10 protein-coding genes are annotated in these 14,233 nt (G+C 61.5%); 5 read left to right on the top strand and 5 right to left on the bottom strand.

What is annotated here, in order from left to right:
- The first annotated feature begins 55 nt into the window (after positions 1-55).
- A complete protein-coding gene (locus tag DIE17_RS33325; protein ID WP_124489151.1) occupies positions 56-2,023 on the top strand; it encodes a phosphatase PAP2 family protein in 1,968 nt (655 codons plus the stop codon).
- A gap of 94 nt (positions 2,024-2,117) precedes the next feature.
- Here DIE17_RS33325 and DIE17_RS33320 read toward each other — a convergent pair whose 3' ends face one another.
- The gene (locus DIE17_RS33320) at positions 2,118-3,584 is read right to left on the bottom strand and encodes a PHB depolymerase family esterase (RefSeq protein WP_124489150.1); all 1,467 of its coding nucleotides are present in this window, start codon (positions 3,582-3,584) and stop codon (positions 2,118-2,120) included.
- A gap of 477 nt (positions 3,585-4,061) precedes the next feature.
- On the opposite strand from DIE17_RS33320, the gene DIE17_RS33315 reads away from it, so the two are divergent.
- Both DIE17_RS33315 and DIE17_RS33310 read left to right on the top strand, forming a co-directional pair.
- Complete coding sequence (locus tag DIE17_RS33315; protein WP_124489149.1) at positions 4,062-5,513, top strand: sigma-54-dependent Fis family transcriptional regulator; 1,452 nt, start codon at positions 4,062-4,064, stop codon at positions 5,511-5,513.
- A gap of 360 nt (positions 5,514-5,873) precedes the next feature.
- Complete coding sequence (locus DIE17_RS33310) at positions 5,874-7,928, top strand: D-(-)-3-hydroxybutyrate oligomer hydrolase (RefSeq protein WP_260430312.1); 2,055 nt, start codon at positions 5,874-5,876, stop codon at positions 7,926-7,928.
- A gap of 167 nt (positions 7,929-8,095) precedes the next feature.
- Here the strand turns inward: DIE17_RS33310 and DIE17_RS33305 are convergent, their stop codons facing one another.
- From DIE17_RS33305 to DIE17_RS33290, 4 genes are all read right to left on the bottom strand, one after another.
- A complete protein-coding gene (locus DIE17_RS33305; protein ID WP_260430310.1) occupies positions 8,096-8,545 on the bottom strand; it encodes a zinc-binding dehydrogenase in 450 nt (149 codons plus the stop codon).
- A 124-nt stretch (positions 8,546-8,669) separates the two neighbouring features.
- On the bottom strand, positions 8,670-9,566 hold the full coding sequence (locus DIE17_RS33300; protein ID WP_124489147.1) for a LysR substrate-binding domain-containing protein: 897 nt from the start codon (positions 9,564-9,566) through the stop codon (positions 8,670-8,672).
- Between the two features lie 130 nt (positions 9,567-9,696).
- Positions 9,697-10,482: a 3-hydroxybutyrate dehydrogenase gene (locus DIE17_RS33295; protein ID WP_124489146.1), complete on the bottom strand. Its 786-nt coding sequence runs from the start codon at positions 10,480-10,482 to the stop codon at positions 9,697-9,699.
- A 70-nt stretch (positions 10,483-10,552) separates the two neighbouring features.
- Positions 10,553-11,356 (bottom strand): acetoacetate decarboxylase, encoded by an 804-nt coding sequence (locus tag DIE17_RS33290; RefSeq protein WP_124489145.1) that lies wholly within the window; start codon positions 11,354-11,356, stop codon positions 10,553-10,555.
- 321 nt (positions 11,357-11,677) lie between these two features.
- On the opposite strand from DIE17_RS33290, the gene DIE17_RS33285 reads away from it, so the two are divergent.
- Together DIE17_RS33285 and DIE17_RS33280 are read left to right on the top strand one after the other, a co-directional pair.
- Positions 11,678-12,985, top strand: a complete 1,308-nt coding sequence (locus tag DIE17_RS33285; protein WP_124489144.1) for an NAD(P)/FAD-dependent oxidoreductase — start codon at positions 11,678-11,680, stop codon at positions 12,983-12,985.
- A gap of 158 nt (positions 12,986-13,143) precedes the next feature.
- Positions 13,144-14,130, top strand: a complete 987-nt coding sequence (locus DIE17_RS33280) for a LysR family transcriptional regulator (protein ID WP_124489143.1) — start codon at positions 13,144-13,146, stop codon at positions 14,128-14,130.
- The last annotated feature ends 103 nt before the right edge of the window (positions 14,131-14,233 follow it).

The raw sequence follows: 14,233 nt of genomic DNA, 5'->3' as shown, positions 1-14,233 counted from the left end.
CACAAAGCCAACATATCGTACGCGCTCTCTTGACACTTCGTGGAACATACTTGTCATGCCATTGCGTCGACGAATCTCACGCCATACGCTCGCCATCGCGGTTACCGCGACCTTCCTCGTCGCCGCATGCGGCGGCGACGACATCGGCGGGGCCGAACCACCTGCAATCGTTGCACAGATCCCAGCAGCTCCTGCTGATCCAGGCTTCATCGACAGTGCACCCGTGCCTGCTGGCGTGCCCGCATTCGTCGACACCGCGGCGACGAATCAGCGCGGCGACGCGCGCTACGCGTCGATGAATACGAATGCTGGCGTGCGCGTGCTAAACGGCTTTCGTGCGCTGTGGCAACCCCTCACGGACCTCGTCGATGCGGGCGTCAGTGCTCCCGCTGCCGGGGGTTTCCCGGCGATCGCGCCGTCGCTTTGGACCGGTCTGCCAAACGACGGCTCGCCCGGCGGAACCGCACTCAATGCGGCGGTGCTGAATGCAAACGTTCAGTATGTAGTCAATGCGACGATGCAACGCACCGCCGCGCAAGCAGAGGCCGCGTATTACGACGATCGTCGCGGCAAAGGTTACAGCGTATCGGATGGCATGGGTCCGCTTACCGACGCATGGCGCAGCGCCGCACGGCAAACGACCAGCATCACGTCGGTGCCTTCCGACGCGACGACGAAGCTCTACAGCGATACCGGCAACAACACTGGCGTAGGGGGTAGCGCCAACGCACAGTTCGGTTCCGTCGTCGACTTCATCAATACCATGGGCAACAACGGCTCCACCGAGCCTGCAAAGCGCTTCTACAAGTATGCGCGTCCATACCGATGGAGCACGAGCGTGATGGTCGCACCGACGCTCGTTCCGGCCGAGAGTTCGGCGCCCGCAACCGACGGCGGTTTCCCGAGCGGCCATTCCGCCGAAGCCATGCGCGACGCCCTTGCGATGGCCTATGTGCTGCCCGAGCGGTTTCAGGAGATGATCGGTCGCGGGCTCGAACTCGGCGAGAACCGCATCCTCGCCGGCATGCATTCGCCACTCGACGTGATCGGCGGCCGCGTGCTCGCACAGGCGGTGGTCGCCGCCAATCTCGTCGATCCGGCGAACACGGCGCTGAAGCAAGCAGCACTGCAGCAGGCGCACACCGCGCTGTACTCACTGACCAACACAACACCCGCAACCTTCACTGCTATCGCGCATGCCGGCACGGTATCGAATGATCGCTTCTCCGATTACGCGGCGGGCAAGGCAAACTATGCGCGCAGGCTGACGTTTGGCTTCGCACCGATCGGAACGACGACTGACGGCGCGGTCGTGCCGAAAGGCGCCGAAGTGCTGCTCGAAACACGGTTGCCGTATCTGAGTGCCGATCAGCGTCGAGTCGTACTGAAGACGACCGCACTGGCATCCGGCTCTCCGGTGCTCGACGATACCGAAGGCTGGGGGCGGCTCAACCTGTTCGCGGCCGCGGATGGCTACGGCATCTTTACCGGCAACGTCAGCGTAACAATGGATGCGTCGCAAGGCGGGTTCAACGCAATCGATACATGGCGTAACGATATCGGCGGCGAAGGCAAGCTGACTTTCGCCGGCACCGGCATGCTGACACTGGCCGGCGCGAACGGCTATCGGGGAGGCACCGAGGTCCGCGGCGGGACGCTTGCAGCGGGATCGACCCAGGCATTTGGTGCGGGTGACGTATACATCTCCGGCGGGAGCCTCGCGATCAAGGCCCCGGCACGCGCCAACATCAACGGCCAGTACACCCAGATGAAGGGCGCCACTCTCGAGATCGACCGCGGTACAGGTGACACAGGTCGGCTCGCGGTCGCCGGAAAGACGACCCTGGTCGGCGGCACCCTGCATGTACGGTTCGCGGCCGGCACCACCCCGAAGGTCGGCGACGTCGTTTCGCTCATCGATACGAGCCGCTTGCAGGGACGCTTCGATACCGTCGTGGTGGACGGATTCAAGGCAACCGCGCTTTACAGTTCGTCTGGCGTACAGATCCGGCTCGATGCCTAATGGCGTTGCCGGGGCGCACCTACCGCCCCGGCAATCCTGGGCAATCGGACGGGCCGATCGCTCGTCCGGTCACCTGTCGCAGCCGTGCCCCGCGTTACGGACAGTTGCCGATGACGTAGTATCCAGCCGATGTCTGCGCCAGCGTGTTCGAGTAAAAGACATTGTCCAGCCCCATGCTCTGGTTCGACCCGTTCGCATAGGCCGTACCACCCGAATCATGCGCACGGCCGGCCTGAACATGTGCATAGTTCGTTGCCGTCGTCTCGGTGCATGCGAAACTCGATTGCGTGGTTGCCGATACCGAAGACGACTGTGCGCTCTCCCCCGCACTTGGATCGATCTCGCTCACCGTATAGGAATAGGTCGTTCCCGCAATCAGCCCTGAATCCGTATAGCTCGCGGAAGCGGAAGAGCCGACCTTGCTTCCATTGCGATACACGTTGTAGCTCGTTGCGTTGGCAACGGCATTCCACGAGAGCGAGACGGTCGTCTGGGTGGTGCCGGCGACCGCCAGGCCGGTCGGCACGGAGCCAGACTGCGCCGGCCCCGACACCGCGCGAAGGTTGTTCTTAACCCAATAATCCATCAGGAAAACAGGATAGTTGATATGGGTGGCATCCACGTAGTTCGAGTTGTTTCCGCCTGATCCGGCGGGCCACGCATGCGACATCCCGGAAACGGAGATCTCATGCGTCCGAACCTTGCCGCTGCTGTCCGAATACGGTGTGTTCGTTCCGCCGCCAGGGATCGTGACTTTCGTGCCTTGGGTAAAGGTGCCGCCGTAAATGCTCCGGAAAGCTGCGGTATCGATCGGACCATAGGCCTGAGCAACCGTGTAATCCGATGTCCCCCAAACCGCGCCGGCGATCTGCGTCGAAAATTTGCTCAAGTTCGATCCCGCCCACGCCTTGCACTGATTCGCCGCCGTCGTTGCCGTGTACCCGCTCGGCACGTACCCGATCTGTGCAGTCGTCGTTCCCGGCGGCGGCCCAGCATTGATCCCGATCCCGGCGAAAATGTCCGGTGCGATACAACCCAGCACCATTGTCATGCCACCACCGGAAGACAGACCCGTGACGTACACCTGATTGGGATCGATCGCGTATTGCGAATTCGATACGAAGCGATTCACCAGATCCAGCAAGACGCCGACATGCCCTGCGCTCCGGCTCGGCGAAGTGTTCGCGTAATCCCAGCAGTGGTTGTAGTAAACGTTGCCAGTCGCGTTCGGTGCCAATATGATCGCGCCGTACTGATCGGCAATCGCCTTCCAGTTGAAGCCGGCCGTGCTGCTGTTGTTGATGACGTCGCCTGACGCGGTCTGCTGACAACCATGCAATACCAAAATCAGCGCCCGTTGACCGTTGGATGTGGTTGGCTGACTCGCCGGCCAGTAGAAATAACCCGTTAGATTGCCGCCATTGACGGAATCCGCAGCCCAGGTCTGCTGCGCGCTCCAGGTTCCAGGGCCTGGCGTGACAGCGGCCAATGCAGAAGTCGTTGCGAGCGCGACGAAGAAACCAACAAGCCACCGCCACTGGCGTCGTGAAAGCAATTGCATGACGTCTCCTTTACTTGTTTGGATACTGCATACGAAGCTGGCACGTGAGACCGTTCCGTCGTGAAAGGCCAGCCGATTCGGATCAAGCAGACCGACACAACACCGGCCGCGCCAGAGAACGGTCGAACGAACCGCGGTCGATTCCTGGCGCCGAGCGAATCATAAGCAGCATCCATGCCTGCTACCGGTCGATATTCCGGGCCCTCTCACTGACACGTATTGCAGCGGCGAGCTGCTCCTCCAGCCCGTAGCGCGTCATGCCGCCTTTCCATGGCCGGTGCGATCCATAACTGAAAGCGAGGAATCGAGACTTCATTTCCATGAATACGTCCACACAAGAAACGAAATTGATCAGGGGAACTCCCACTCCCGCGCGAATCTGCAAGTTGAGACACTGCTTCCCTTCGTCTCCAATCCGAGACGATTCGCAGCAAGCAGGACCGGACGGCACTGTCACACAACAAGGAGAAGATCCGAATGGCAACCGAGGTCGGCACGAACCTGAGCGACTACAACTACGTATGGGGGCGCGCGATGCGCTCACTCTTCGAAACCTTTAACAATTCTAGCGAGGGCACGCTGATCGTCGACCGACACGCCAAGGTCGTCTGGATCAACGAAAAATATGCCGCCCACTTCGGCTTTGCCGATCCCAAGATCGCGATCGGTCTCGATTGCGAGGCGGTCATCCCGAACAGCCTCATGCGAGAGGTCGTCGACACCGGCAAACCGATTCTGCTGGACATCATGGAAACCGAGCGCGAACCCTTCGTCGTGACGCGCTTGCCGCTGAAGGACGACAACGGCGCGATTATCGGCGCCATCGGTTTTGCGCTGTTTGGGGAGTTGAAGGCGCTCACACCGCTGTTCAGCCAGTACTCTCGCCTGCAGGCGGAACTCATCGCGGCGCGCCACGCACTGGCCCAGACGCGGCGAGCCCGATACGGGCTGGCGAATTTCATCGGCACAAGCCCCGCCAGCCTGGAAGTAAAGCGTCTCGCGCGACGTGCGGCCCAGGTCGATTCCCCTGTGCTTCTGCTCGGCGAGACTGGGACAGGCAAGGAACTGATCGCCCATGCGATACACGGTGCATCGGCGCGCGCCGACAAACCGTTCGTCGCCGTCAATGTCGCGGCAATTCCCGATTCGCTGCTCGAGGTCGAATTGTTCGGCGCGGCTGCGGGCGCCTATACCGGCGCCGACCGAAAAGGCCGTGTCGGAAAGTTCGAACTGGCTCACGGCGGCACGCTTTTCCTCGACGAGATTGGCGACATGCCGCTGTCGCTGCAGAGCAAGCTCCTGCGCGTACTTCAGGAAAAGGAATTTGAACCGCTGGGCTCGAACCGCGTGGTCGTGAGCAATGCAAGGATCATTGCGGCAACCTCGGTCGCACTGCCCGAGCTCGTCGCCGCACGTCGCTTCCGCGCGGACCTCTATTTCCGGCTCAACGTGCTTACCATTCAAACGCCGCCGCTGAGAAAGCGCACCCACGATATCGCCGCACTGTCCGACATGATCCTCGATGATCTGGCAGCGCATCACCATATAGATCGGCCGACTCTCAGCGACGACGCGCTGCAACTGCTGCGCGAGCATGCGTGGCCGGGAAATGTGCGCGAATTGCGCAACACGCTCGAGCGTGCGCTGATGTTTTCCGATCGCTCGTGCATCACCGCGAACGTGCTGGCGGCACATGTCGGCGGGAATATCGAAGCCACGCTCGCCGATGTCCTATGTGTCCGGGAGCCGCACGCGACACAGGACATGGACATCGACGGTACAAGCTACGAGGACGCAATGAAGATGTTCGAGAAGCGCTTTCTCAGTGCCGCGCTGCGATCCGAAGACGGATGCGTGTCGAAGGCGGCCGCACGCATCGGCATCGGGCGCGCAACCCTCTACAAGAAGATGGCCGCCCTCGGGATGTGACGTTGATCGACGTTAGCCGTCTTGTTCCTGTTTGAGCGCATGCCGGACCATCCACTGCGAAGCAGCCTGCACGCAGGACGCGTGTGGCGGCGTTGGCATGCGCCATTCGTCTCCGTTCGTGGACACCGCGTCTCACGCAAGAGACTTCGTCGTCGCGCTTCCGCGACCTTGCCGTCGAGGCGCGGTCGGCCGCCATGAGCGCTGCTCAGCATGGCACCATGGCCCGTAAATTGCTGATTCATTCGCCTACGAAGTCCGACACAAACACTACGACGAATCGAGACATGCATGACACACGATACGCCAATCACCGGGCAACGCGATCGCGCCGCAGCAATCGCGACCGCCTGTGCCACCGCGATGGCAACGATGGTCCTGGCGGGATGCGGTGGCGATGACACCGTCAAGCCGCAGTCCAATCAATTGCCGGCATTCGTCGCCGGCGACGTTCGAACCACGACTTACGACGGCAATACGGACGACCTGCTGACGGGTGGCCTGGGCAAGACCGGCCTCGCGTCGGCAACGCCGCCCGCATTCGCGAATGCCGCCAGCCCCACTGCGGCCGAATTGCGCCGGCTGGCCATCTGGTCCAACTATCGTGCGCTGGTCGACATGTCGTCCAACGGTGGGTATGGCCGCTTCTGGGGACCCAACGTCGATCTCGCCGGCAACGACACGCTTGGGGAAGGCAAGGTCCCCGGCACCGAATATCTCGCGTTCGCCGACGACGGCAGCGGCATTCAAAATGTCAGCCTGCTGGTACAGATTCCGACCGGGTTCGATCCCGCCCATCCGTGCATCGTCACCGCGACCTCGTCAGGCTCACGCGGCGTATACGGCGCGATTTCGGCGGCCGGCGAATGGGGCCTCAAACGCGCCTGCGCGGTCGCTTATACCGACAAGGGCACCGGGAACGGCGCGCACGAACTCGCGACCGATACCGTCACACTGATCGACGGGACACTCGCCGGCGCCGGATCAGCCGGGCATCGCAGCATCTTCACCGCCAATGTGGGTGCGGCGGCACTCGCGGCATACAACCGCGACTTCCCGAACCGCTACGCGTTCAAGCATGCGCATTCGCAACAGAACCCGGAGCAGAACTGGGGGAAGGACACGCTTGAGGCCGTGCAGTTCGCCTATTGGGCAATCAACCAGCAGTTCGGGCCGTTGCTGGACGGCTCACGTCGTGGCGTCCGCTATCTACCCGGTAGCATTGCAACGATCGCTGCATCGGTCAGTAACGGCGGCGGTGCATCGCTCGCTGCCGCCGAACAGGATACGCAAGGCTGGATCACGGCCGTGGTCGTCGGCGAACCACAGGTCAACGTGAACATGGGTGCAGGCGCACAGGTCCGCGAAGGCGGGTCGGCGATCAGTTCTGCGGGCAAACCGCTGGCGGACTACATGACGCTCGCGAACCTGCTTCAACCATGTGCCGCAGCCGCCAGCGAACTCGCTACGGCACCGTATCTAACCGCGTTGCCGCGCGCCACCACGAATGCGATCCGTGCGGCACGCTGCTCGTCACTCGCCGCTGCCGGCGTCATTTCCGGCAGCGACCTGCAAAGCCAGGCATCGAGTGCGCTCGCACAATTACATGCGGCGGGCTATGAAACCGATTCGGATTTCCTGCAGGCACCGATGTGGGATTCGCAGGCCGTACCAGCCGTTGCGGTCACCTATGCGAATGCCTATACGCGTTCGAGCGTGACCGACAACCTGTGCGGTTTCAGCTTCGGCACGACGAATGCTTCGGGCGCAGCCGCAGCACCTGCCGGTAGTTCACCGATGCTCAACGTCTTCGGCACGGGCAACGGCGTGCCGCCGACCAACGGAATCAATCTCGTTTACAACACCGGCACGAACGGGGCGGCTGACCACCGACTCGCCACCGGTGACGCGAGCTACGCGGGCGCCGCGTGCCTGCACGCGCTGTGGACGCAAGGCAATCCGGCGATGGCGACCAGCGTCTCGGCCGTGCGGGTGACCGGGAAATTGCAGAACAAGCCAACCATCATCGTGCAGGGCCGCAGCGATGCGCTCGTTCCGGTCAACCATGCGTCGCGCGCGTACCTTGCGCAGAACAGCATCGCCGACGGTACGCATAGCCAGTTGTCATTCTACGAAATCACGAATGGTCAGCACTTCGACGCATTCCTGTCCGTGGCCGGCTTCGATACGCGCTTCATCCCCGTTCACTACTACTATCTCCAGGCGCTGAACCTGATGTGGGATCACCTGACGCACGGGACGCCGCTGCCGCCGTCGCAGGTGGTTCGAACGACGCCGCGTGGCGGCGTGCCCGGACAGGCGCCGCAACTTGCCGCGGCGAACCTGCCGCCGATCATGAGCGTGCCTGCCGCGAATGCGATCCAGGTAGCGAACGGTATTGTCGATATCCCGCACTGACAGAATGATCCCCTACCCGGCGTCTTTCGCACCTCAATCCCGACGCCGCAAACAGGCAGTTGGTCTGGATGGCGGCGGGATATAACCAATCGCCAACGCACTTGACTGCTCGCCCATTCACTCGCGGCCGCAAGCCTCCGCTTGCGGCCGGCTCGGCACTCGGTGCGTTACGCGGGTGTGAATACGCCACGGAAGCGCATCTTCCCTGATGCCAGTCGATCGTATGCGTTCGTCGCTCCGTCAAGCGTAAAGGCTTCGACGATTGGCTTGACCTTCCCTTTCGCGACAAGCTCCAGCACCTCGCTCAGATGATGCAAACCGGCGTGCGTGGAGCCGACGATCCGCTGGTGCAGCATGTGGAACGGCTTTCCCTGCGACGAAATCGAGAACGGCCGGGTGAAGTCGATCCCGCACAGGACGACTCGACCATCGGGCCTGACTCCCGTCATCGCTTCCTCCGCGGACCGGAAATCATTGGTGGTCACGAGCAGAACGTCGGTGCCGCCCAGATCGCGCAATTCCGTGCCGCGTCCAACGACTTGGTCCGTGCCCAATTGCCGCGCCAGATCGTGTTGTTCGGCGAATGCGCCTGGATCGTTTGCACAAATGTCGCGCACAGTGCGGCTTCTACCGCATTCGATGCAATGCGGTTCGATACGTCGGCACAATGCAATTTGCTTGCGTAGTCAGATGGCCTCGCACCAGCACATCGCACGCCCGTCTCGCAGCGTCCCATGAGGCTCATTCATACGACGCGGGGAATTTTTCACGCACGAGCTTGAGCCATTCCTGCGCCGCGACCGAAAGTACGGCGTCTTTACGCCAGACAAAAGCAAGCCGCCAGTCGAGCTCTCGCGCTGTAAGCGCGATCAGCGTCACCCCGTCGTTGACGTGGCGATCCGCAACGAGCTTTGGAATGCACATAATGCCGGCGCCAGCTGCAACCAGCGCCAGCGCGAAATTCGGATGCGCGCTATGTGCGACCTCCCGCGGCGTAAATCCATTCGCCGCGCAAGCGTCGCGAATCCGCCGGTTAAGCAGGAAGCCCGGCTCGAGCATGACGAACGGCGCGTCGCGCAATTCATCAAGGCGCACGCGCTTGCGCGCCGCCAGCGGATGATTGCGTGGCACCGCCAGTACGATGGCGGCCCGAACGACAAATAACGATGCGAGGTCGGGCCGCACTGGCAGCAGCGTCACGGCAACTTCGATCTCTCCGGAACGCACGGCTTCTTCGAGATCTTCGCTGCCTTGCTCGCGCAGCGCGAGATCGATGCACGGAAAGCGCTCGTGATACAGCGCGATCAAATTCGCAAAGACTTCGGCGCTACCCACGGGCGCCACGCCGATTCGCAGCGTGCCGCGCCGAAGGCCGCGCAGCGCCTGCAGATCGGAGAGCAGCGTGTCCCGCTCGTCGAGCATCGCCTGTGCGCGCCGCAACACGACCTCTCCGGCCGCCGTAAGCCGGACATTCACACCTCGTCGACCGCGCTCGAGCAGGCGTTCGCCGAGTTCCTCTTCGAGTGTATTGATCGACTTGCTCAGCGCCGGCTGAGAGAGCGGAATGGCTTCCGAAGCGCGCGCGAAGCTGCCGTGTCGAACGATCTCGGTAAAGTAGCGCAGCGCCTTCAGATCCATTGATTTCACCTCGATGCGAGTGTCGACTCTGATCGCATTTGACTAGCGCCCTGTGGGGGAAAAGCCATATGCTCTGCACGCTCATGCAAATGTTACCCGAATCTCCGGCCGGCACATCGGGGTGACACCGCTATTGCATGAACCAGCCGTGACTGACGATGAACGACTGTCCAGTCATTGCCGCAGTCGGAAAGGCGGCGAGGAATTCCACCGTGTGCGCGACGTCGTCCGTGGTGGTGAAAACGCCGTCGACAGTCGTTGCGAGCATGACGCCCCTGACAACTTCCTCTTCGCTGATGCCGAGTTCCCGCGCCTGCTCGGGAATTTGCTTCTCGACGAGCGGTGTCTTCACATATCCAGGGCAAACGACATACGAGCGCACACCTCGGGATCCGCCTTCCTTCGCGAGCACGCGCGCCATACCGAGCAGTCCGTGCTTGGCTGTCACATAGCCGACCTTCAGCGGCGACGCCTCGTGCGAATGCACCGAGCCGATGTAGATTACAACGCCCCCGCGATCGTCGCGATACATGTCGGCGAGTGCGGCGCGTGTCGTGAGAAAGGCACCATCGAGATGGATACCCATCATCTTCTTCCAGTCGGAAAACGCGAACGACTCGATCGGATTCACCATCTGTATCCCTGCATTCGATACCAGAATGTCGATCGGGCCCAGTTGCGCACGAGCGGCTTCAAAGCCACGTTCAACGGCGCCCTCACTTGCGACGTCCATTTCGACGGCAATAGCGCGCCCACCGGCCGAGACGATTTCCCGCGCGACAGTCTCCGCCGCACCTGGATTTAGATCGGCAACCGCGACAGTTGCACCCGCACGCGCGAGACGCACCGCGATCGCCTTGCCGATTCCACTTGCCGCCCCCGTCACGAGTGCGGTCTTGTCTTTCAGATTCTGCATATCAGTTCTCCATGAAGCGCATTGGCGCCTCCAAAACGACGGCGTGCGATGGCACGCGGTATGGGACGAATCACGCGTGCTCGAGCAGCGCTTCTTCAGTCTTTGACGCGCTTCGCGCGCGATTCAAATCGGATGCAAGATAGTCGTACGCAACCTCGCCAAGCCCAAGCGTCAGGTCCGCGATGAGGTGCGTGCCCGACAGCACCTCAAGCACCGGCAGATCCGCGACCGGCGCAAGCGCATGAGCATTCAGTTGAAGGGCGGCCGGGCCGGACCACGCTCCTTTGACTTCGACGTCAACGCAGTTGTATTCGACCAGTTCGAGCACGCGCGGCGTTCCGTCGACGTGCGGCACGATCTTGAGCAAAAAACCCGGTGCTTCGATCGACCGGCGTGCTTGCGCAGCATCGAGTTGCGCATATTTGAATCCCATCGTTGCCGTCGCGACGAGCGATTTCCCGTAGCGCAACTCGCCGATCAGCGCATCTCCCTGTACTTCCAGCGTCGGCGACGCGATCTTCTTCGGGAACCCCCACATCTCGCGCCCTCCTGCCGTGGGCGCATGGCAGTCGAGATACATCGAGTGCACGTACATGCCTCGCCGGCCCTCATAGGTCACCGGGATGACCTGCCCTGACTCCGTGTAGTCGCCGAAGCCCGACGAATCAGGCATGCGGATGAACTCGTACTTGACGATCGGGTTGTCGACATCGATTTGGAGCGGTTCCGGCACGAGCGCCCGCAAGCGCCTCGGGTCGGTCCGGTAGGTGACGATCAGGAATTCCCGATCGACGAAGCGGTACGGCCCGCGGGAATAGGCAGGGCTCGTCAGGGGCATCGCATATGCGTTCGCCCGAACATCACTGATTTTCATGGCTCTTTCCTGTCGCGAACGACACGGCCTTTACAGTCGAATCGTCCGTCGCATGGTTGGACATTTCGAAGGCACGATGCTTCGCGTCGCGATATCGACGCTCAGCACGTGTCGTTTCGATGAACGACAATTTAGACGATTCCCATACCATTAAAAATTGAATGTTTTTTACCTATTCAATTTCCAAAAGAAATTGAATCCATGCTGTGCGCACTCTGCCTCATTGCATGAACGAGAGAAATCGAATGCTTGAATTTCTTTCATGCATCGCACGCGATGCAGTCCTTAGACTGATCCCGTCCATTTCCACCAATATGCTCCATGAATACACCCGTCTTACGGCCGCACGTTGTGATCATCGGCGGAGGCTTTGCCGGCCTGGCAACGGCAAGGGCACTGGCTCACGACGACGTCGAGATTACGTTGATCGACCGACAAAACCACCACGTATTCCAACCTCTGCTCTATGAGGTCGCCACGGCCGGCTTCTCATCGACGACCATCGCCGAACCGTTGCGGAGCATCCTCGCGCAACAGCGCAACGTGACGGTACTGATGGACGAAGTGCTGACCATCTCGACCAACGATCACACTGTTCTGTGTGCGGGCGGCACGCTGCATTACGACTATCTCGTCGTCGCGGCAGGCGCGGGCCAATCGTATTTCGGTCATGACGAATGGGCACCTCACGCGAGGCCCCTGAAGACGGTTGACGACGCGCTCGAACTTCGAACGCGTTTGCTGACGGTGTTCGAAACGGCTGAACGTGAGCATTGGAGCGTTGCGCCGACGTTCGTCGTCGTGGGCGGCGGCCCGACTGGCGTCGAGCTCGCGGGGCACATTGCGGAACTCGCGCGCCAAACGTTACGAAACGACTTCCGCCGTGTGACGCCGACGACGGCACGCGTGGTGCTGGTCGAGGCGGCCGAGCGCATATTGAGCGCGATGTCCGCAGCCGCCTCCCGCCGCGCGCGGGTCCAGCTAGAGCGTCTAGGCGTCGAAGTCGTGACATCCGTCGGGGTCACCGATATCGACACACAGCAAGTGCGGCTGTCCAACGGCACGTCGATCGCCGCCCATTTCGTCACATGGGCTGCCGGGGTCGCGGCGTCACCGCTCGGACGCGCGCTTGGCGCCGCAGTCGATCGAGGTGGGCGCGTGATCGTGCAACCGGATTTGAGCGTGCCCGGCCATCCCGAGATATTCGTGATTGGCGATTTGGCCGCGTGCCGACAGTTGGAAGGACGGCTGGTGCCTGGCGTCGCGCCGGCCGCGAAACAGATGGGGCGCTACGTCGGCACCGTGATTGTCGCTCGCCGCAATGGCACGCCAGCACCCGGTCCGTTCACCTATCGCGACTATGGCTCGCTCGCAACCATTGGACGCAATGCTGCCGTCGCCGATCTCGGGCCCATTGCACTGTCGGGACGGACAGCGTGGTTGTTCTGGCTGTTCGTGCATATCCTTTTTCTCCGCGGCGCGCGGCTACGGATCGCGGCTACCGCCACGTGGCTATGGCGCCTGACTGTCGGGTCGCGTGCGGCTCGCCTCATCATCGCCCCCTCCCCACGGACACAGACTATGGCCCGTCCCACCCCAATCATCGATTCGGTCGAAGACAATGCATGATGTCGCGCGCGTACACAATCGATCGGACACACCACCATCGAGCCGAGGATGATATCGGGACAGTAAGGAACGAGCGACTCCCGGAGTCATCGATTACCCGGCGAGCGCGGTCACTGTAGAAACTCTGCAGTCCATGCGACTTCATATTGATCACGAAGATGGATACGTTACAAAACATGCGGGCGTTCGTCCGCGTTATTGAAGCTGGTAGCTTTACTGGTGCTGCCCAGTCACTGAACTCGAACACCGGCGCAATGTCGCGTGCGGTTTCGGAACTCGAAGCGCACCTGCGTGCGCGCTTGCTCAATCGTTCGACAAGAAGACTGGCGTTGACAACGGCAGGCGACCGATATTTGAAGCGCTGCCGACAGATTCTTGCAGACATCGACAACGCCGAAGAGGAAGCAGGTTCCGCACATGAGAGGCCGATGGGTGCGTTGCGCATGCACAGTTTTGCCAGCATCGGTCAGCACTATGTTTTGCCGGCGATCTCACGCTACCGCGCCCTGCATCCGGAAGTCACGGTCGAACTCGCACTCTCGCAACGCATGCCGGATTTGTTCGAAAGCAGCGCGGACGTTGCGGTGATCACGGCCGCATCGCTGCCCAACTCGGATCTCGTCTCGCAAGAACTTGGCACTACGTTCAGCATACTCTGCGCATCACCAGCGTATATCCATGCGCGCGGCGTACCGCAGGCGCCAGCCGATCTCGCCCGTCACGAATGTCTGATTCTGAATACCCCGGTGTTTCCAGCGCGCGAATGGGTCCTCGAGGGGCCAGGGGGCAATGAAAGGCTGGAAGTTGACGGGCCGGTCCAAGTGAACATTGCGGAGTCACTGGCCGTTGCCATTCGGGAAGGCATGGGAATCGGCATATTGCCGCTCTGTGCCGCGATCGCCGGACTGCTCGACGGCACACTCGTGCGCGTGCTGCCGAAGCACACGCTGCAGAGAATGAACATTTATGCGCTTTATCCATCGCGCAAGTTCGTGGACGCGAAGACGAAAACATGGGTGGCGTTTCTCCGCAACCACTTGCCGACGGCTCTCGCGCGCGACAAGGCGCTGCTCGATAAAGTCACGCACAAGCAAGCGGATGAACCGAACATTTCAGTTTCGGAGGCGAAGGCAAACGAGCCGTAACCGGCATTCGCAACGAAAGCACGAGGTATCAAGCAGCGATCGGCCGGGCGGCGTATTTCGCATCATCCGGCCGCCCTGAATTGCCGCAGGGTCTCCACCGGCA

Source organism: Burkholderia sp. Bp9099 (assembly GCF_003857805.1).
Lineage (GTDB): Bacteria > Pseudomonadota > Gammaproteobacteria > Burkholderiales > Burkholderiaceae > Burkholderia.
The sequence above is the reverse complement of the archived record's forward strand: the minus strand, read 5'-3'. Positions and strand labels throughout refer to the sequence as shown.